At 67.8% G+C, this 19,948-nt stretch carries 13 protein-coding genes; 9 read left to right on the top strand and 4 right to left on the bottom strand.

From position 1 onward, the window contains the following. Nucleotides 1-89: 89 nt before the first annotated feature. The gene (locus K2R93_20855) at nt 90-935 is read right to left on the bottom strand and encodes a creatininase family protein (protein MBY0492303.1); all 846 of its coding nucleotides are present in this window, start codon (nt 933-935) and stop codon (nt 90-92) included. Between the two features lie 372 nt (nt 936-1,307). Here K2R93_20855 and K2R93_20850 point away from each other — a divergent pair, with 372 nt between their 5' ends. Then, nucleotides 1,308-2,852: a carboxypeptidase regulatory-like domain-containing protein gene (locus K2R93_20850; protein ID MBY0492302.1), complete on the top strand. Its 1,545-nt coding sequence runs from the start codon at nt 1,308-1,310 to the stop codon at nt 2,850-2,852. 121 nt (nt 2,853-2,973) lie between these two features. Here K2R93_20850 and K2R93_20845 read toward each other — a convergent pair whose 3' ends face one another. Then, nucleotides 2,974-4,221 (bottom strand): diguanylate cyclase, encoded by a 1,248-nt coding sequence (locus K2R93_20845; GenBank protein ID MBY0492301.1) that lies wholly within the window; start codon nt 4,219-4,221, stop codon nt 2,974-2,976. Next, nucleotides 4,218-6,212 carry a threonine--tRNA ligase gene (thrS, locus tag K2R93_20840; GenBank protein MBY0492300.1) on the bottom strand — a complete coding sequence of 665 codons (1,995 nt, stop codon included), beginning with the start codon at nt 6,210-6,212 and terminating at the stop codon, nt 4,218-4,220. Before thrS ends, K2R93_20845 begins: the two co-directional genes overlap by 4 nt. A gap of 179 nt (nt 6,213-6,391) precedes the next feature. Here thrS and K2R93_20835 point away from each other — a divergent pair, with 179 nt between their 5' ends. The 6 genes from K2R93_20835 to purH all read left to right on the top strand — a co-directional run bounded on the left by K2R93_20835 (nt 6,392) and on the right by purH (nt 14,212). Further along, nucleotides 6,392-6,949, top strand: coding sequence for a BON domain-containing protein (locus K2R93_20835; GenBank protein MBY0492299.1), 558 nt, complete (start codon nt 6,392-6,394; stop codon nt 6,947-6,949). After that, complete coding sequence (locus K2R93_20830) at nt 6,946-9,690, top strand: valine--tRNA ligase (protein MBY0492298.1); 2,745 nt, start codon at nt 6,946-6,948, stop codon at nt 9,688-9,690. The genes K2R93_20835 and K2R93_20830 overlap by 4 nt, the downstream gene beginning before the upstream one ends. Continuing rightward, complete coding sequence (locus K2R93_20825; GenBank protein MBY0492297.1) at nt 9,687-11,162, top strand: Ig-like domain-containing protein; 1,476 nt, start codon at nt 9,687-9,689, stop codon at nt 11,160-11,162. The genes K2R93_20830 and K2R93_20825 overlap by 4 nt, the downstream gene beginning before the upstream one ends. Continuing rightward, nucleotides 11,159-11,776, top strand: a complete 618-nt coding sequence (locus K2R93_20820) for an HAD family hydrolase (GenBank protein ID MBY0492296.1) — start codon at nt 11,159-11,161, stop codon at nt 11,774-11,776. The genes K2R93_20825 and K2R93_20820 overlap by 4 nt, the downstream gene beginning before the upstream one ends. A 14-nt stretch (nt 11,777-11,790) precedes the next feature. Then, complete coding sequence (purN, locus tag K2R93_20815) at nt 11,791-12,549, top strand: phosphoribosylglycinamide formyltransferase (protein ID MBY0492295.1); 759 nt, start codon at nt 11,791-11,793, stop codon at nt 12,547-12,549. Between the two features lie 133 nt (nt 12,550-12,682). After that, a complete protein-coding gene (gene purH, locus K2R93_20810; protein MBY0492294.1) occupies nt 12,683-14,212 on the top strand; it encodes a bifunctional phosphoribosylaminoimidazolecarboxamide formyltransferase/IMP cyclohydrolase in 1,530 nt (509 codons plus the stop codon). A gap of 148 nt (nt 14,213-14,360) precedes the next feature. Here purH and K2R93_20805 read toward each other — a convergent pair whose 3' ends face one another. After that, on the bottom strand, nt 14,361-15,638 hold the full coding sequence (locus tag K2R93_20805) for an aminotransferase class V-fold PLP-dependent enzyme (GenBank protein ID MBY0492293.1): 1,278 nt from the start codon (nt 15,636-15,638) through the stop codon (nt 14,361-14,363). 137 nt (nt 15,639-15,775) lie between these two features. On the opposite strand from K2R93_20805, the gene K2R93_20800 reads away from it, so the two are divergent. Further along, nucleotides 15,776-18,106, top strand: coding sequence for a DUF2723 domain-containing protein (locus K2R93_20800; protein ID MBY0492292.1), 2,331 nt, complete (start codon nt 15,776-15,778; stop codon nt 18,104-18,106). A gap of 42 nt (nt 18,107-18,148) precedes the next feature. Continuing rightward, on the top strand, nt 18,149-19,384 hold the full coding sequence (locus K2R93_20795; protein ID MBY0492291.1) for an amidohydrolase: 1,236 nt from the start codon (nt 18,149-18,151) through the stop codon (nt 19,382-19,384). Nucleotides 19,385-19,948 lie beyond the last annotated feature (564 nt).

The following is a 19,948-nucleotide window of genomic DNA, read 5'->3' as shown; positions in this document are numbered from 1 at the left end:
CCCTCGGGGACCCAAAACCCAAAACCAAAAGCCCGAAACCCAGAACTGATCAGTTCTGGGTCTCGGGTTCTAGGTCGTGGGTCGTGGGTTTACTGCCCCAGCGCTCCCCGTATCTGCTTCACCGCGTAGTCGATCTTCATATCGAAGTTCACCTTCCCCAGCTCCTTCGTGCTCTTCCGCGCGTCGCCGGTGATGCCGTTGTTCTTGCGCGGGGTGTTGGGGTCGGGGCGGGTGCCGCGGGGGAGGACCGGGTCACCGACGGCGTCCTTGATGAGGTCCATGCGCACCCAGCCGTCCTTCTCGCCGAGGTAGATCATCTCGGAGGTGTCGATCAGGCTGGCGTGGCCGCCGCCGGGGAGGCCTTTGCTCTCGAGGTACTTGTCGTAGTCAGCCTGCCGCTTGGTGTAGACGTCGTCGCAGTAGATGACCTTGATCCCCTGCGCGGCGTACTTCTCGGTGAGCTTCTTGGCCACGCTCGCGTAGGCATCGGGCTGACCACCGCCGTGGTCGCCCATGAGGACGACGTTCTTGAAGCCGGTGGCGATAGCCTGCTCGCTGATGCGCTCGAGGATCGCGCTGAGCAGCTCCGGCGTGAGCCCGATGGTACCCGGGAGCGTGGCGCTCGCGTTGTTCGGCGTGTACGGGAGCACCGGCATGGCGATGGCATTGCCGAGCGCGAGGGCGATGGCCTTCACCGTGGCCTTGCCCATGAGGTTGTGGCCACCGTTCACGTTCTGCGGCCCACGCTGTTCCGTGCCGCCGGTATAGAAGAGCGCAGTGGTCTTGCCGTCGGCGAGCGCCTGCTTCACCTCGGGCCAGGTCATCATCTCGAACTCAACGAGCGGTTCCTTGCCCTTCTTCTGGGCCTGAGCGGCCACCGGGAGGCCGGCAGCAAGGAGCAACGCGGCGGTGGCAATGCGGCGAGTCTGGCGCATGGCGGGGGGGAGGTGGGGGAGGACTGGGAGGCGGGTCGTGGAGAATTACGCGCGCGGCGCGGGAAGTGTGAACCCACAACCGACCCACAACCGACCCACAACCGACCCACAACCCACGACCAAAAGCCCGAAACCCGGAACTGATCAGTTGTGGGTTTCGGGTTTTTGGTCGTGGGTTGTGGGTTTTTGGCGCGGCGGGGGGACGGCGGGACGGCGGAAGCCTGGACGGCGGAAGCTGGACGGCGGGAGCTGGACCTCGGGAACCGCGGCAACCGCGGGTCGTAGTAACCCGATGTTCAGCTTCCGCCGTCCAGCTTCCGGTGTGCAGGCTTCCGCAGTCCAACCGCCCCCCAACCGCAGTATCTTCCCGCTGTGACCCGCCACCTCCTCTTTTCCGCCCTCCTCCTCCCCGCGGTTGCCGGCGCCCAGGTGCGTCCGCCCGTGCGGCCCGCCACCAAACCGGCGCCCAAGCCGGCGCCGACCGCGCCCACGGTGGCGCCGTCCACGGTGCCGCAGTTGGCGCCGGCGCCCAAGGCGCGGGTGACGGGGAGTGTGCTCGACAGCGCGACGCTCAAGCCGCTCGTGAATGCGTCGGTGCAGTTCGTGCTCAGCACCGATCCCTCCAAGCTCCGGTCGGCCACGACCGACTCACTCGGGCAGTACGTGATCGATTCGCTCTCGCTCGGCACGTGGATCGTGGGCGTGCTGCATGAGCAGTACGAGCGACTGGGGGTCGAGGGGCGGCTGGTGCAGTTCATCGTGGAACAGGGTGGCGATGTACGCCTCGACCTCGGGCCGCCGGGCGTGGATGGCATCATCGGTCTGCGCTGCGGGGCGCAGGCCACGGCGGCGAGCGGGTCGGCCAATGTGGGCACGGGCGACGGCGCCTTCATCGGGCTCATTCGCCAGGCGAACGGGCAGCCGCTCAGTGGGCCCGCGCGCCTGCGCGTGCAGTACATCGAATCGACCATTCAGGACGGCAAACTGGTACGGCGGTTCCCCGCGCGTTTCGTGGATGCCGCCCCGAACGGGGCGTTCGCCGCGTGCGGGATTCCGGTGGGCGTCAACATCACGACGCGCGCCTTCGCCGGCAGCGACTCGAGCGGCACCGTGGAGCTCACGGTCCCGCGTACGGGGCTCCTCGTGCGCGACATCCTCATCGCGCAGCCCAAGCGCATCGCCGAAGCCGCGAAGAGCGCCACCGATCGCCCGCGCACGCTCATTCGTGGCGACGCACGCGTGCGCGGCGTCGTGCGCGACACCGCCGGCAAGCCGGTGAACAACGCGCGCATCGTGCTGAGCGGCGACGACTCGCAGAGCGCCACGAGCAGTGGCGGCGTGTTCAACCTCGGCAACCTGCCGCCCGGCACGTGGATGATGGAAGCGCGCGCCGTCGGCTATCAGCCGCAGCGCTTTGTGGTCGATCTCCGCGACAGCCTCGAAGCGCTCGCCGAAGTGAACCTCACCGTGCTCACGCCCACCGTGGACACCGTGAAGGTACAGGCCGACAAGTGGTCACGGCAGATGGAAGGCTTCGAGAACCGCCGCAAGGTGGGGATGGGCGGCTACTTCCTCGACGAGAAGAAGATCGTGGACCGCAACGCCATGCGCATGGCCGATCTCCTCCGCGGCACACCCGGCGTCTCCATCCAGCCCGGCGGCACCGCCAGCGGCCGCGATCAGGTGCGCCTCCGCAGCGTGCAGGGCACCGGCCAGTGCTTCCCCAACGTCTTCCTGAACGGCGTCTACACCGCCGTCGACAACGGCATCATCGACGACCTGATCCGCCCCGAAGAAGTGCGCGCCATCGAGGTCTATCCCGGCACCGCCACTCTGCCCATCGAGTTCCAGCGGCCGAACGGGTGCGGGTCGATTGCGATCTGGACGGGACCGCGGGGGGTTACGAACAAGAAGTAACGGCGTATACGTGTTGCGTATACGTGAGGCGTATACATGGAGCGTATACGGACTACGTAACCGCGGTTCCCGCTCCAGGTATACGAACACGTATACGCATCACGTATACGTCGTTCACCCGTCAGTCGTCGAAGCCGACGACCAAATTCATCCCAGCCTGTCGCGCCCGCTCAACCGCCGTCCCCGCGGTGCCGAGCAGGCCGTCCACACTGGAAATGTTGTCGGTGACATCGGCCACGCCGATGGAGAGCGTGCACCGCACGCCCTGGTAGTCGCCCGGGAACACGTGGCGCGCCATGCGCTCGCGGATACGTTCGGCGAGCACGAGACCGCCGCTCAGTTCCGTGCTGGGGAGCAGTACGGCAAACGCTTCGCCACCGACGCGGCCTACGATGTCGGTGTTGCGGCTTTCCTGCTTGCAGACGGCGGCGATCGCCTGGAGCCACTCGTTCGCGAACGGCTCGCCGTGCTGCTCGGTGAGTTCGCGGAAGTGGTCGGGGTCCACCAGCAACATCGTGAGCGGCTGGCCGTAGCGGCGCGCACGGGCCACTTCGCTCTGCGCCACGTCGAAGAATGCGCGACGGGCGAGGGCGCCGGTGAGGTAGTCGTTGGTGCTCGACGCATCTTCGCGCAGCGCGGCTTCGAGGCGGCGGCGCTCGGAGACGTCGTGGGTGACGACACTGTAGCCGATCGCTTCACCGGCGGCGTCGCGCAGCGCGGTCACGACCGTGCTCGCCCAGAACGCCGTGCCATCCTGACGGAGACGATTGCCTTCTTCCTCGCACCAGCCGTTGCGGGCGGCGAGCCCCAGCGTGTCGGCGAGATAACCGTTGTTCCCGGACTCCGGGGAGAGCAGCATCGACATCGGCTTGCCGATCACCTCGCTCGCCGGCCACTGATGCACGCGCTCGGCGGCAACGCTCCACGTGTCGATGACGCCCGCCGCATCCAGCGTGTAGATCGCATGATCGCGCACCGCGCCCTCAACGGCCTGCTGGCGCTGCTCGAAGCGGGCAATGAGCCCGCGCGCGCTGGCCAGACCGCTCGCGTCAGTGGCCACGGCCACGATACGGCCGTTCGACACCTTGACCAGCGACAGATGCACGCCCGTGTGCTGCCCGGGGGCAAGCAACTCGAGATTGTCGACGATCACGCCGCGCGGGTTGTCGAACGCGCGCACGCGCGCGACGAGATCGGGCGCCACCGGCCCGAGCGCGGCGAAGAGATCGTCGAGCGAGCCGGTGCTGGTGAACGGGGTGAGGAGGCGCCGCGCCGCCAGATTGGCGACTTCGACCCGGCCGTCTTCGTCGACTTCAACGAGGCCGATCGGGGCAAGCAGGAACAGGTCGAGCAGCGCCTCCGGGGTCACGCGCTGGCCTCCGCTGCGGCGGCGTCAGCCGGCGCCGCGAACGGCGCGAGGGCCCGGGTCTGCACTTCGTGCATGAGTCGCTCGATGAAGGCGTCCTGCGACATGACGTCCTGCTTCTTGCCAGCGCCGCGCGTGCGCAGCGCGACCGTCTGCTCTTCCGCCTCACGACGGCCGATCACGCACATGTACGGCACCTTCTCGACTTCGCCTTCGCGCACGCGGTAGTTGAGCGTTTCGTTACGCGCGTCGAGCGTGGCGCGAATGCCGAGCGCCTTCATGCGCGTGACAAGCGCCTGCGCGTGCTCGTTGTAGTCGATCGCGATGGGAATGACGCGGACCTGCTCCGGCGCGAGCCACACCGGGAACGCGCCGGCGAAGTGCTCGATGAGAATGGCAATGAAGCGCTCGAACGACCCGCTCACGGCGCGGTGGATGACCACCGGGCGATGCGGCGCGTTGTCTTCACCCGTGTAGGTGAGGTCGAAGCGCTCCGGCGCGTTGTAGTCGAGCTGGATGGTGCCCAGCTGCCACGCCCGGCCGATGCTGTCGGTTACGTCGAAGTCGATCTTGGGGCCGTAGAACGCGCCGTCCCCTTCCTTCATCTCGTACGGGCGGCCCGTGCTCTCGAGCGCCGCCTTGAGCGCGGCTTCGGCGCGATCCCACAGCTCGTCGCTGCCGATGCGCTGCTCCGGGCGCGTCGCGAACTTGAGCGTCGCCTTGAGACCGAACGAGTCGTAGTAGCCAAGGATGAAGTCCATGAGGAACTTCACCTCGCTTTCGATCTGGTCTTCGCGCAGGTAGACATGGCAGTCGTCCTGCGAGAACTGGCGCACGCGCGTAAGCCCCGACAGCGCGCCGGAGAGCTCGTTGCGGTGCAGCACGTCGAAGGTCACGAAGCGCACCGGCAGTTCGCGATACGAATGCTTCTCGCTCGCGTACAGCACGTGGTGCGACGGGCAGTTCATGGGCTTGAGGGACATGTCATGCTCGCCCGTCTCGTTGTCGAGCACGAGGAACATGTTCTCCTTGTACTTGCCCCAATGCCCCGACTGCTCCCAGAGCTTCTTGTTGTACAGCAGCGGCGTCTTGATCTCCTGGAACGCCTCCTTCTGCCGCTCGCGCACGTAGGCCTCGAGCGTGTTGTACAACGTCGTGCCCTTGGGCGTCCAAAACGCGGCGCCCGGCGCCTGCGGGAAGATCTGGAAGAGGCCGAGCGACTTGCCGAGCACACGGTGGTCGCGCTTCTTGGCCTCTTCGAGGTTGTGGAGGTGCGTCTCGAGCTCGTCCTTCTTGAAGAAGGCCGTCGCGTAGATGCGCTGCAGCATCTGGCGCTTCACATCGCCGCGCCAGTAGGCGCCGGCCGTGTGCAGGAGCTTGAAGTGCTTGAGATGCGACGTGTCGGGCACGTGCGGGCCACGGCACAGGTCGATGAACGGCCCGTCCGTATAGGTCGAGATGATCTCGTCCGTCCCCTCGAAGTCGGCGAGGCGCTCGAGCTTGAGGGGATCGTCGGCGAAGAGCTTCTTGGCCTCCTCGACGTTCACTTCCGCGCGCACGAACGGATACTTCTCGGCCACGACCTTCTTCATTTCCGCTTCGAAGGCCGCGAGGTCCTCGGGCGTGAAGGGCTTCTCGACCTCAAAGTCGTAGTAGAAGCCATCATCAATGGCCGGACCAAAGCCGATCTTCGCATCGGGACGCAGACGGCGGACCGCCGTGGCCAGGATGTGGGCCCCGGAATGGCGCAGCACCGCGAGGGCCCGCGGGTCCTTGTCGGTGATGACCACGAAGGCGCCCGACTTGCGGAGTGGCGTCATCAGGTCCTGCACCTCCCCGTCCACGGCGACCGCGAGCGCGGCCTGCAGCAGACGGGCGCCGATCGTCCCCACCACGTCGCGGGCCAGGGTTCCGGGCGCGACTTCGCGCGTGGAACCATCCGGAAGCGTCAGGACTATTGGGGCGTCAGTGGCGGAAGACTGGCCAACACTCATCGATCGACGGGCAGGATTGTACGGCAGGATTCACGGGAGCCCGGTGCGCGCTGGCACCGGTCAAGACCTGTCAACTTATCCTGTCACCGATACTTACGCCAAGTGAAGGCCGCCCGATCTGCGCGAGTGGCCCCCTCTGAAACACCCAGATACCGGCGCGGTGGCGCCGGGAGACCGTGATGGCGCGAATTCGGACATCGAGCGGGCGGACGCGCCCACGGACGGAAGCGGCCCTGCTGCTGGCACTCGGCGCCATCGGCGGCGTGCTGCTGGGGGTGGCGATCGCCGACCGCCTGGGGGGGCTGGATGGCCTGCGTGGTCGCCTCGGCAGCCGCAAGGCACGCCGGCATCGCCCCGATGGCTGGCGCGGCGACGAACGGCGCTCCCAGTCGTTCGAGACGCTGGCCGATGACGATTCGGAGCTCGCCCCCGAGGCCATCGCCCACCTCCACCTGCACGGCCGCCACCCCACGCCGGCGGGATCGGTCACGACGCCGACCACGACTACGGCGGATTACGACGAGATCGAGCGCCGGGTACTGGAGGCCTTCCGCAACGATCCCATCCTGGCCCGTCGGGTGATTGATATCTCGGCCGACGATGCCGGGGTCACCCTCACCGGTTGGGTGCGTGATGCCAAGGAGCAGCGGTACGCCACGGTGCTCGCCCGCGGGGTGCCCGGGGTCGGCCTGGTCCGGAGTGAGTTGGCGGTCGTGCCGATTACCTTTCAGGGATGACTGCGCCCGACCTCACTTCGCTGCCCGCGACCTACGACGCCTCGACCACCGAGTCCGCCTGGTACCCCCGGTGGACCGAGCACGGCGTCTTTACCGCGTCACCGGAACAGGCCGCTACTCGCGAGCCGTTCACGATCGTAATTCCGCCGCCGAATGTGACGGCCGTGCTGCACATGGGCCACGGGCTCAACAACACCGTGCAGGACGTGCTCATCCGCTGGCGGCGCATGGCCGGCGACGAAGCGCTCTGGGTGCCGGGCACCGACCATGCCGGCATCGCGACGCAGAACGTGGTCGAGAAGCAGCTCGCTGCCGAAGGGAAGACGCGCTTCGATCTCGGGCGCGAGCCGTTCGTGCAGCGCGTGGCCGAGTTCGTCGACAAGACGGGCGGCGAGATCCTGAATCAGCTCAAGTCCATCGGCTCGAGCGCCGACTGGACGCGCACCGCCTACACCTTCTCGCCGGCCCTCTCGCGCGCGGTGCGCGAAACGTTCGTGCGCCTGTACGAGGATGGTCTGGTGTACAAGGGCCATCGCGTCATCCACTGGTGCCCGCGCTGCGGCACGTCACTGTCGGATGAAGAGGCGGAGTTCACCGAGACGAACGGCAAGCTCTATCACCTGCGCTACCCGCTGGCGAGTGATCCGTCGCAGGCGATCACCGTGGCCACGACGCGCCCGGAAACGATGCTGGGCGACGTGGCCGTGGCGGTGAATCCCGACGACGAGCGCTATCAGGCGATGATCGGCCAGGACGTGATCCTGCCGATCAATGGTGCGCGCATTCCGATCATCGGCGACAGCTACACCGATCCGGCCTTCGGCTCGGGTGCCGTGAAGATCACGCCTGCTCACGACGCAAACGACTTCGAGGTCGGCAAGCGCCATGCGCTGGCGATGCCGGTGATCATCGACGCCGAAGGCATCGTGCGTGAAGTGGACGCGGCCGCCGGGCGCGTGCCCGATTCGCTGCGCGGACTCGAGCGCTTTGAGGCGCGCAAGGCCATCGTGAAGCTGCTCGAGGCCGAAGGTGCGCTGGTGAAGATCGAGAACCACCAGCACAGCGTGCGGCATTGCTATCGCTGCGACACCGTGGTGGAGCCGCGCCTCAGCGACCAGTGGTTCGTGAAGATGCAGCCGCTCGCCGACAAGGCGCTGGCGGCGCTCCGCACGGGCGAGCTCCGTATCCTCCCCGAGCGGTGGGAAGCGGTGTACGTGAACTGGCTCGAGGGGATCCGTGACTGGAACATCTCGCGCCAGATCTGGTGGGGCCATCGCGTGCCGGTGTGGTACTGCAGCGCGAGCTGTGGCCAGGCGCCGATCGTGTCGCGCACCGATGTGAGTACCTGCCCCGGCTGCGGTGGGAGTGTGCGGCAGGATGACGATGTGCTCGACACGTGGTTCTCGAGCTGGCTCTGGCCATTCTCCACGCTCGGCTGGCCCGATGACACCCCGGACCTGCGCGCGTTCTACCCGGGCGATGTGCTCGTCACCGCGCCCGAGATCCTGTTCTTCTGGGTTGCGCGCATGGTGATGAGCGGCTGCTGGTTCATGGGCAAGGCCCCGTTTCATACGGTGTACCTGCACGGCACCGTGCGCGACATGCAGCATCGCAAGATGTCCAAGTCGCTGGGCAACGGCATCGATCCACTCGATGTGGTGAAGCTCTATGGCGCCGATGCGCTCCGCTGGACCATGGTGGCAGGGCTCGGGCTCGGCGTGGACGTCATGCTCGACCCCACGGACCTCGAAAAGAGCTTTGCGCCGGGCCGCAACTTCTGCACGAAGCTGTGGAACATCGGCCGCTTCCTGCTCTCGCGCGTGGGAAGCGACCCGGTGACGCCGGTGGCGCAGCTCGACCCGAGCGCGCTCGCGGCCGCCGATCGCTGGATCCTCGAGCGCCTCGACGTGGCCATCGCCGACTGCGAAGCGGCGCTCGGCCCGGCGCGTCCGGCGCAGAACGGGCTCTGGACCGACGCCGAACGCACGAAGGGGCTGCGGTTGAGCGAATACGCCGAAGCCGCGCGCCGGTTCGTGTGGAACGAACTCGCCGACTGGTATCTCGAAAGCATCAAGCCGCGCCTCAACGCGGATGGGCCCGACAAGGAGGTCGCGCGCGCGGTGCTGGCACACGCCTTCGACGGGGCGTTGCGCCTGCTGCAGCCAATCGTGCCCTTCATTACCGAAGCGCTCTGGCAGAAGCTGCCGCAGACGCCGGCTGGCGCGTTCCTCGCGCAGGCGAGCTGGCCGGTGGCGAGCGGCGTGCCGGCGGGTCGCGGTCGTGACTTCGAGTTGGTGCGGGAGGCCGTGCAGGCCATCCGTCAGGTGCGCGCCGAGTACAACGTGAATCCCGGCGCGTGGGTGGATGCGGTGCTGGTGGCTCCCGAGGCGCTGCGCGGGGTACTCGAGGCGCAGGCGGCGACGGTGAGTTCGCTCGCGCGCGCCAAGGCCGTGGTGGGGGCGGCGCCGGGTGGCGCCGCCGCGCAGGTGCTGCTGAGCAACGGCATCGAACTCGTGGTGCCGCTGGCCGGGATGATCGACCTCGAGAAGGAGAAGCAGCGGTTGCAGACGGAGCTCGCGCAGCTCGAAAAGCAGACCGTGGCGTTGGCGGGCCGGTTGGCGAACGAGAGCTTTGTGTCGAAGGCCCCGCCGGCGCTGGTCGAGGCGGAGCGGGCGAAGCTCGTCGATTGGCAGGCGCGCGCGGAGCAGCTCCGCGCCAAGCTCGCGGCGTTCGGCGCGTGAGCGCTGGGCACGCGCAGTCCGCCTGGCGCCGCCTGGGCGCGTTCAGCACGCTCCTGGCGGCCGCCACGGCGTTCGTCGCGGCGTGCGCCAATCAGGGGCCGCCGCCGGGTGGGGCGCCGGATGTGGAGCCGCCGGTCATTCTGTCGATCACGCCGCAGTCGATGACGATCACGCCCAAGCTCAATACGGTGCGCGTGCGCTTCAATGAGGTCGTGAGCGAAATCCCGAAGGGGTCGCGCAGCCTCGCCGACCTGGTCTTCATCAGCCCCAAGAGTGGCGAACCCCGCGTGAGCTGGGGACGCGATCATATCGACATCAAGCCGTCGAAGGGATGGAAGCCGAACACGGTCTACTCCATCCAGATCAAGCCGGGGCTCGTCGATCTGCGCAACAACGCGCTGGATTCGAGCATCAAGCTCGTCTTCTCCACCGGCGGCGCCATCCCGAACACGCTCGTGCAGGGGGTGGTGTTCGACTGGGGCGCCGGCAAGGGCCTGAACGGGGCGGTGGTGGAAGCCGTCGCCCCCGACAGCACCACGTATCAGGCCGTGGCCGATGAGCAGGGGCGCTACGAGCTCCGCAACATCCCGCCCGGCCCCTACCTGCTGCGCGCCTTTGCCGACAAGAACAGCAACCGCACGCAGGACGCGCTTGAACTGTGGGATGCGATGCCCACGACGGTCACGCAGAACGCGGCGATCGAGTTCTATGCCTACCAGCACGACACGGTGGGGCTGCGCATTCAGGACGTCGCGGTGTCCGACAGCAATCGCACGCTCAAGATCACGTTCGACAAGCCGTACAGTCCGCAGCAGATCTTCCCGAACGGCTCGGTGCGCATCCGCACCAAGGATTCGCTCGACTGGGGCGTGAAGATCGTGCAGACGACGCGCGAGCGGCTGCTGTTCGACTCGCTCAAGGCCAAGGCGCGGCAGGACTCGCTCGATCGCATTCAGCGTGCGAAGGACGACAGCCTGACCCCGGCGGCGCGCGCCAAGCGCGATTCGCTCGCCGCGGTGCGCAAGGCCGACAGCGTGGCGAACGTGGAGCGCATGAAGCGTGAGCAGGCACGCGCGGCCGCCCGTGAAGCGGCGGCGCGCCGTGGGCGCAATGCGCGACCGGCACCGCCGAAGGACACGACGCCGCCCCCCAAGATGAACCGGCCGGCGGTCTACAACGAGATCATCGTCACGCTCGACTCGGCGCTGCCGGCCCAGAGCCAGTTCCGCCTGCAGGTGACGGGCGTCCGCAGTCTGTCGGACATCAACAAGTCCCCGTCGCGCACGTTCACGACGCCCAAACCGCCCAAGGCCGACAGCGGCAAGGCGCCGGCCAGCCCAGCGGGCGCCGGCGGGCGTGGGGGCGCACCAACCGGGCGACCGCCGGCGCGTCCACCGGCCCCGTCACCCACGCCAGCACCGGTGAAGCGCGACACGATGCCCGACCTCTTCATCCTGCCCTCGCGTCGATGAGACCCACCGCCGGCACACCGGCGCTGTTCATCGATCGCGATGGAACGATCATCGCCGATGCGCACTATCTGAACGACGCGTCGCGCGTCGCGCTGCTGCCGACCGCCGTGGAAGCCGTGCGCGCGGCGAACGAGGCCGGCGTGCCGGTGGTGATCGTGACCAATCAGTCGGGCATCGCCCGCGGTCTCATCACCGAGGCGCAGTACGCCGCCACGCGCGACCGCACCGTGGCGCTGCTGGTCAACGAAGGCGCGCAGGTGCTGGCGACCTATCACTGCCCGCACTGGCCTGAGGTGACCGGGCCCTGCGACTGTCGCAAGCCGGGGCTCGGCATGTATCGCGAGGCCGCGCGCGACCACGGCTTGGACCTCGCCCGCAGTGCGTTCATCGGCGATCGCTTTCGCGATGTGCAACCGGCGCTCGCGGTGGGCGGGCTCGGGGTGTTCGTGCCGGGCGTGGAGTCGCCGGCCAAGGACGTGGAGCAGGCCCGCAGCCACGCCGGGCGCGGCGTCCTCATTGGCGCGCATCTGCTCGACGCCGTGCACCACGCGTTGGCGTGGATCGGCCGCGGCGCCAGCGAGCCCGCCGCTGATCGCGCCACCCGCCCGGGCTGACTAGCTTGGGCGGCATGTCGAGCGCCATCGCCTCCGCCGCCGCATCTGCCCGCCGTCCGGCGCGCATCGCCGTCCTCGCCTCCGGCGGGGGCTCCAATCTGCAGGCCATCCTCGATCACCTCGCCGGTCCAGCCGGCGCCGTGGGTCAGGTCGTGTGGGTGGGCTCGGACAAGGCCGACTGCGGCGCCCTGACCCGCGCCGCCGCTGCCGGTGCCGCGACGCACGTGGTCACCAACGCCAGCGACGGCGGCGCACTGATCGCCGCGCTCGACGCCGCCGGCGCCGAGGTGCTCGTGCTGGCCGGCTATCTCAAGCTCGTGCCGGCCGCCGTGGTGAGCGCGTTCCGTGGGCGCCTCCTGAACGTGCACCCCGCCCTGCTCCCCGCCTTCGGCGGCCCCGGCATGTACGGTCAGCGCATTCACACCGCCGTCCTCGCGCACGGCGCCCTGATCACCGGCGTCACCGTGCACTTCGTGGACGAAGAGTTCGACCGCGGCCCGATCATCGCCCAGTGGCCGGTGCCGGTCCTCCCCGGCGACACCCCCGACACCCTCGGCGCCCGCGTCCTCCGCGTCGAGCATCGCCTCTTCCCCCTCTGCGTCGCCGCCGTCGCCGCCGGCACCATCGTACTGGGCGACGACAACCAAGTCCACGGGCATTTGGGCGCCGATCTCCCACTCAAAAGTCCGAGTTGGCGATTCGGCATGCACGAGGACACCGATTTGAAGCCCGACGCGTTCGCCGCGGAGGCCGGGTTGTTATTCCCGCGGTAAGTCTTCCCGCGGTAAGTCTTCCCGCAGTACGTCTTCCCGCCGTTCGTCTTCCCGCAGTCCCCGCCGTCCCCCGCCGTCCAGCTTCCGCCGTCCAGCTTCCGAAGTCCCCGCTTCCGCCCCTCACAACCCGCCCGTGCGCGCCCTCCTCTCCGTCTCCAACAAATCCGGCCTCGTCCCCTTCGCCCAAGGCCTCGCGAAGAAGGGCGTCGAGCTCGTCTCCACCGGCGGTACCGCCAAAGCCCTCCGCGACGCCGGCTTGGCCGTGAAGGACATCAGCGAGATCACCGGCTTCCCCGAGATGCTCGACGGCCGGGTGAAGACGCTGCACCCCGTGGTCCACGGCGGCCTGCTGGCGCGGCGCGATCTGCCGGAGCACATGGAGGCGATCAAGGCGCACAATATCGGCACCATCGACCTCGTGGTCGTGAACCTCTATCCGTTCCGTGAGACGGCCGCCAAGCCGGGCGTGCATCCGGAAGAGGTGATCGAGAACATCGATATCGGCGGCCCCTCGATGCTTCGCTCGGCGGCCAAGAACTTCGAGAGCGTGTGGGTGATCGTCGATCCGAGCGACTACGACACCGTGCTCGCCCATGTCGAAGGCGGCACTGACGACGCTGCGCTGCGCCGCCTGCTCGCCGAGAAGGTGTACGCGCACACGAGCGCGTACGACGCGGCCATTGCCCAGTGGTTCGCGCAGCAGCGCGGAGAGCCGTTCCCGCAGCGCTATCCGCTGGCCTTCGAAAAGCAGCAGGCGCTCCGCTACGGGGAGAACCCGCAGCAGCGCGCCGCCTTCTATGTCGAGAAGCCGGGCACCGGTCTCGGCGCGCTGGTGCAGAAGGGCGGCAAGGAGCTGTCGTTCAACAATCTGCTCGACCTCGAAGGCGCCCTGCTCGCCATCGAACCGTTCGCCGGCCAGCCGGCGTGCGCGATCATCAAGCACACCACGCCCTGCGGTCTCGCCGTGGGTGGCAGCGCACTCGAGGCGTACCAGAAGGCCTACGCCTGCGACCCGGTGAGCGCCTTTGGCAGCGTGATCGCGTTCTCGGTGCCGGTGGATGTCGCGGCAGCCGAAGCGATCTCGAGCCTCTTCGTGGAGTGCATCGTGGCGCCGAGCTTCGCCGAGGAAGCGGTGGAGATCCTCGGCCGCAAGAAGAACCTGCGTGTCCTCGAAGGCACCGCCACCTGGCCGGCGCACGCGATGGACCTCAAGCGCGTGCGCGGCGGGCTGCTCGTGCAGGACCGCGCCCCCGTCCCCAGCGCGCCCGCGCAGTGGAAGGTGGTCTCACAGCGCCAGCCCACCGCGCAGGAAATGCACGACCTCGAGTTCGCCTGGAAGAGCGTGGCGAGCGTGAAGTCGAACGCCATCATCCTCGTCCGCGACGGCGCCTCCATCGGCATCGGCGCCGGCCAGATGAGCCGCGTAGACGCCAGCTTCGTCGCCGTGCACAAGGCGGCGACCGCCGGCCACCAGACCACTGGCTGCGCTCTCGGTTCAGATGCCTTCTTCCCGTTCCGCGACGGCATCGATCAAGCCGCCGCCGCCGGCGTGAAGGCCATCGTGCAGCCGGGCGGATCCGTGCGCGACGCGGAGGTCATCGCGGCGGCGGATGAGCATGGGATCGCGATGGTGTTTACGGGGGAGAGACTGTTCCGGCACTAAGGCGGACTTGAGCTTGGGTTGCGTTTGAGAACCGAGAGCCGAGCCGTGAGCAACGAGACTTGAGATAAGAGAGCTGAGCTCATGTCTCATCGTCTCGCTGCTCAAAGCTCGGCTCTCGGTTCTCAAAGGAAACCCAAACCCCGCTCCCCTACCCCCTCGCGATCTTCCTCACGCCCTCCACCAGCGCATCCAACTCCCCCGTCGTCGTAAACAACTGCGGCGTGACCCGCACCCCCGTCACGCCGGGCGCGTCGATCGCGACGGTAAAAACGCGATGCGACTGCATGAGTCGCGTGGCGAGGTCGCCGGGGGACACGCCATCCACGCCAACATTCGCGATCGCGCCGGTGCGGGCGGGATCACGTGGGGTGTAGAGCCGCACGCGGAGGATGTCGCGCACGCGCGTGGTCCAGTACTGCTGCAGCCAGCGCAGGCGTGCTTCCTTGCGCTGAATGCCGATGCTCTCGTGGAACGCGATAGCGTCTTCGATGGCGAGGTCGGTGTGCACCGGGTGCGTGCCGGTGTGATTGAGCTTGCGGATGTCGTCGTCGGCCGCGCCCATGTCACCGTAGAGCGGCCAGAGCCCCTTGATGCGATCCTTGCGCACGTACAGCAGGCCGGCGCCGAGGGGCGTGCCGAGCCACTTGTGGAGGCTGGCGCCGTAGTAGTCGCAGCCGAGGTCGGGGATGCGGAAGTCGAGCTGCGCAAAGGCGTGCGCGCCGTCGACCATCACCGGCACGCCGCGCGCGTGGGCCATGTCGCAGATCTTGCGCACCGGGAGGATGTGCCCGGTGATGTTGATCATGTGGCACACCATCAGGAGCTTGGTGCGCGGCGTAATCGCGTTGGCGTAGACCTGCACGACCTCGTCGTCGCTCTTGGGGTCGAGCGGGACCGTGACCGTCTTGTTCACGACGCCCCAGCGCTTCGCCATGAGGGCGAACTGATCGAGCATGGCGCCGTAATCGTGCACCGCCATCACCGCTTCGTCGCCGGCAGCCCAGGTGTGGCCGGCGATCACCGTGTCGAGTGACTCGGTGGTGTTGCGGGTGATGATCAGCTCCTGCGGGGAGCACCCCGCCATGGCCGCCAGCTTGGCCTGCACCCGCGCCTTGTTCTCGGCTTGCACGGTGCGCATGTAGTGCGAGCTTTCGACGTTGATCGCACGCACATGCTGCACGAAGGCGTCGAGCACCGGCTGCGCCTGCATGGAGTAGTAGCCATGCTCGAGATGGATGTACGCCTTGGGCAGGACGTAGCGGCCGCGCAGGGCGACCCAGAAATCGTCCTGGGCGGCGAGCACCTCAGGGGCCAGCCGGCTCAGGGCGGCCAGGCGTTCGGCCGGGATCAGGGCCGCCAGCGCGGCCCCGCCCATGGCCTTCAGGAACGCCCGCTTGGGATGGGGGGTGTTCACGGGGGAAGTCATCCCGCGAAGCTACCGCCCCCCCTGATTCGGTGCGAACTTTAGGGGTTACCCCCAGAAGGGGCCCCTACCGGGGCTCGCCACACTGGGTTTCCCGGCCGGATCTCCAGCCGGGCGTGTCCGACCATTCTGTCCACTCCATGACCGTCGCTGCCACTGCTACCGCGACCGCCGCGCGCCCCGCATCCCGGGCCACCGCGGCCGAGCTCGACTACCGGCCGTCGTACCTCGCCGCCTGCATAGCAGGCCTCGTCGCGTTCGTTCTGTACCTCATCACGCTCGCGCCCACCACGTCCATGTGGGACACGAGCGAGTACATCGCAGCGGCCTACGTGCTCGGTCTGCCCCACCCGCCGGGCAATCCGTTCTTCGTGCTGATCGGGCGCGTCTTCTCGATCCTGCCCATCGCGCCCTCGGTGGCGATGCGCATCAACGTGCTGGCCGCGTTGTCGAGTGCCGCCTCCGCCACCTTCTGGTTCCTGGTCACCGAGCGCGTGCTCGTGCAGTGGATGCCGCGCCGCTGGCAGCGCATCATGGGCGGCGCGCTGTCCGTCCTGATTGGCGCCACGGCGTTCACCGTATGGAATCAGTCGGTCGTCAATGAGAAGGTCTACACCGTGTCGCTCGTGGGCCTCGCGGTGATCTGCTGGCTGGTCGTGCGCTGGTGTGATGATCCGGACGGCCCCATGGCCGACCGCATCCTGGTGCTGGTCGCATACCTGCTGGGGCTGGGCTACACGAATCACATGGCCGGCATGCTGGCCGCGCCGGCCGCGGGCTTTGCAGTGCTCATCCGCAAGCCGCAGACGCTTATGCGCTGGAAGCTGCTGGTGGCCATGGGCGTGGCGCTCTTTTTCGGTCTGACGCCGTTCGCGACGCAGCCCATTCGCGCCGCCCACTTCCCCGCGATCAACGAGGGCGAGCCCACCGGGTGCGTCACCGAGATCAAGGCGAGCTGCACGTTCAGCCAGCTCACGTACGACCGCTTCATGTACAACTTCAACCGCGGTCAGTACGGCAAGCCGGAACTCTCCGAGCGGCAGGCGCCCTTCTCGGCGCAGCTCGGCATGTACTGGCTCTACTTCAAGTGGCAGTGGCTCCGCGACGCGTACAACGAAAGCCCGGGCGCCCAGAACGGCCTCGCGGTGTTCTACGCGATCCTCATCTGCCTCGGCGGATGGATGCACTTCCAGAAGGACCGACGAAGTTTCTGGTTCTTCGGCCCGCTCGTATTCACGATGACGTTCGGGCTGATCTTCTACCTGAACTTCAAGTACGGGCACAGCCAGGCGCCGGATCTCGGCGACTCGGTGCCGCGCGAAGTCCGTGACCGAGACTACTTCTACCTGTGGAGCTTCTCGGCGCTGTCGGTGTGGGCCGCGCTCGGCTTGTTCTACCTCTGGGAGACGGTGGCGACGCTCTTCGGCGCCGACGAGGTCAAGCTCGGCAAGGAAACCGTCGTCGAGCCGCGCCCGAACAGCTTTGCGTTCGCGAGCCCGGTGCTGGCGATCGCGCTGGTGCCGCTCTTCGGCAACTGGACGGCCGCCTCGCGTGCCGGCCAGACCGATACCACCGACTTTGCCCGCGACCTGCTCAACTCAGTCGAGCCCTACGGCGTGCTGGTGACCGTCGGCGACAACGACACCTTCCCGCTCTGGTACGCGCAGGAAGTCGAAGGCATCCGGAAGGACGTCATCGTGGCGAACACGTCGCTGCTCAACACCGACTGGTACGTGCGCCAGCTGCTGCGCCGCCCGGTATACGAGTACGATGCGGCCAAGGGCCCCAAGATCTACGCCAACCAGCAGTGGAAGAAGCCGAGCGGCCCGCCGGTGAAGATGACCTTTGACGAAGCCGACGCGCTGCCGCTCGCCATTGCGACGCCGCAGAACGCCGCCTTCCAGAAGGACAAGATCATCGCGCAGCCGCGTTCGCAGCAGCTCATGAAGGCCGATCAGATGATCTACTTCATGATCCGCGATGCGTATCCCGATCGCCCGATGTTCTTCAGCCGCACCGCCGGTAGCTATCCGTACGAGCTGGGCCTCGAGCGCTATGTGGTCACGCAGGGGCTCGCGAAGAAGCTGATGCCGGAGCCGGTGCAGCCGAGCGCGGACATCGTCATGGTGCCGGGTGAAGGGCTCATGGACGTGACGCGCTCGAAGGAGCTGTGGTCGAACGTCTTCACCGCGCCCAAGTCGCTCTCCGCGCGCAACGGCTGGGTGGACGACGCCTCGGTCGGCATCCCGGACCTCTACGTCATCACCGGTGTGACGATCGCCGAGGCGCTCGCGGGCACGGGGAATGCCGCGGCGTCGGACTCGCTCTACCAGCAGTCGAAGGCGATCGCCACGGCGATGCGTCGCGACAAGGTGTTCGGCTTCGACCGTCAGCCCACGATGCCGCAGCTGCCGCCCGCGGCGGACACGGCGTCGAAGGTGCCGGTCGCCCCCCCGGCCGCCAAGAAGTAATTCCGGCAGTTACTGTGTAGGCCCATCCACCCGGATCTCCCCATGCGTCGTCCCCTTCTGCTCGCGTTGGCGTTTCCTGCGGCTCTTTTCGCTCAACAGCCCACGCAGCCGCCGGCGGGGCGCGGCGGCATGGGCGGGTTCCGCGGTGGCACGCAGATCAAGCCTGGCGAAGAGTGCCCGCCGGGCATGACGGAGATCCGGCCGCGCAATTGCCTCGCGCCCGATGGCGCGGTGCCGAGCATCGTGGACTATCGGCCCAAGAGCACGCTGGTCGTGCCGTCGGTGGGGATGAAGTGGAAGGCCAAGTTCCCCGTGATCGATTTCCATGGGCATCCGACGAACGCGCAGCTTGGCAGCCCCGAGGCGCTGGAGCGGTTCGGCCCGACGCTGGATTCGATCAACGTGCAGCTGATGATCGCGGCCAACGTGGTCTCGGGCGACGCGCTCGTGAAGGGCGTCACGCTCGTGAAGAACTCGCCCACGATGAAGGACCGCGTCCGCTACCTCACCGGCATCAACTTCAATGGCGTGGGCACGCCGGGATGGGCCGAGAAGGCGGTCGCGCAGCTCGAAGCCGATGCGAAGGCCGGCGCGGTGGGCATCGGCGAGATCAGCAAGGGCTTCGGTCTGAGCACCAAGAAGGCCGACGGCTCGCGCCTCAAGCTCGATGATCCGGAGCTCAAGCCGGTGTGGGAAGCGGCCGCGCGTCTCAAGCTGCCGGTGTTCATTCACACCGCCGATCCGCAGGAATTTTTCCGGCCGGTGATCGACTACAAGAACGAGCGGTGGCTGGAGCTCTCGCTCTTCCCCGAGCGTCGCTACCCGCAGGATCGCTATCCGAGCTTTGAAGCGCTCATGGCCGAGCGCGACAATCTGTTCAAGGCGAACCCGAAGACGATCTTCGTTGCCGCGCACATGGGCTGGCACGCCAACGACCTGCCCCGCCTCGGCAAGATGTTCGACGAGATGCCGAACGTGTACGGCGAACTCGGCGCGGTGCTGTACGACATCGGCCGCCAGCCGCGCGTGGCGCACGACTTCTTCGTGAAGTACCAGGATCGCATTCTCTTCGGCAAGGATTCGTTCCAGCCGGAAGAGTATCCGTACTACTGGCGCGTGTTCGAGACGAAGGACGACTACTTCGACTACTACCGCGACTACCACGCCTTCTGGAAGCTCTACGGCATCGACCTGCCGGATCCGGTGCTCAAGAAGGTCTACTACCAGAACGCGCTGCGCCTCATGCCGGCCATTCAGGTGCCTGGCTTCCCCAAGTAACGGGTTTTGAGTTTCGCGCGGCGCTGGGTTGGTGGCGTGCGCGCGGCGGGGATCGACGAGCCTCGGAGCGGTCTCCCGGGTTCGGAAACGCTACGCGTTCCGAAGCCGGGAGACCCGCTCCTCGTTCGCCGATCCCCGCCGCGCTTCCGGGCGCCACGCGGGGCCGACCTCGCACATCTGGCGTTCAGACATCGGATTCGCGGCGCGGCTGCTGCGCAGCGCGCCGCGGACATCCGATCTCTGAAGACGCCCGCTCCAATCAGCGACATCGGCCGCCCCGCGCCGGCTCGTCTGACCTCGCGCCAGTGCGCAGCACCGCGCCATCCGATATCCGACCTCTGAACGCGCTACTGCGCCCACGCACCGTAGATGGCTGGACGCACGACGGGGGCTGGCGAACGAGGAGGGGGTCTCCCGGCTTCGGAACGCGTAGCGTTTCCGAACCCGGGAGACCCCTCCGAGGCTCGCCAGCCCCCGTCGTGGGGGCCCCCCCCCCCCCCCCCACCCCCGGGCCGCGCACCACAAGCGGGGGGGGCGGACGCCCAGCCCCCCCCGGCGCGGGGG

This window comes from Gemmatimonadaceae bacterium (genome assembly GCA_019752115.1).
GTDB lineage: Bacteria > Gemmatimonadota > Gemmatimonadetes > Gemmatimonadales > Gemmatimonadaceae > Gemmatimonas.
Note: the sequence above shows the minus strand (reverse complement) of the source record. Positions and strands in the feature narration are given on the sequence as shown.

Excerpts from the sequence above, each read along its gene's own strand:
- thrS (MBY0492300.1), bottom strand. The coding sequence starts at position 6,212 with ATGAGTGTTGGCCAGTCTTCCGCCACTGACGCCCCAATAGTCCTGACG.
- K2R93_20820 (MBY0492296.1), top strand. The coding sequence starts at position 11,159 with ATGAGACCCACCGCCGGCACACCGGCGCTGTTCATCGATCGCGATGGA.
- K2R93_20835 (MBY0492299.1), top strand. The coding sequence starts at position 6,392 with ATGGCGCGAATTCGGACATCGAGCGGGCGGACGCGCCCACGGACGGAA.
- K2R93_20830 (MBY0492298.1), top strand. The coding sequence starts at position 6,946 with ATGACTGCGCCCGACCTCACTTCGCTGCCCGCGACCTACGACGCCTCG.
- K2R93_20800 (MBY0492292.1), top strand. The coding sequence starts at position 15,776 with ATGACCGTCGCTGCCACTGCTACCGCGACCGCCGCGCGCCCCGCATCC.
- purN (MBY0492295.1), top strand. The coding sequence starts at position 11,791 with ATGTCGAGCGCCATCGCCTCCGCCGCCGCATCTGCCCGCCGTCCGGCG.
- K2R93_20855 (MBY0492303.1), bottom strand. The coding sequence starts at position 935 with ATGCGCCAGACTCGCCGCATTGCCACCGCCGCGTTGCTCCTTGCTGCC.
- K2R93_20805 (MBY0492293.1), bottom strand. The coding sequence starts at position 15,638 with ATGACTTCCCCCGTGAACACCCCCCATCCCAAGCGGGCGTTCCTGAAG.
- K2R93_20795 (MBY0492291.1), top strand. The coding sequence starts at position 18,149 with ATGCGTCGTCCCCTTCTGCTCGCGTTGGCGTTTCCTGCGGCTCTTTTC.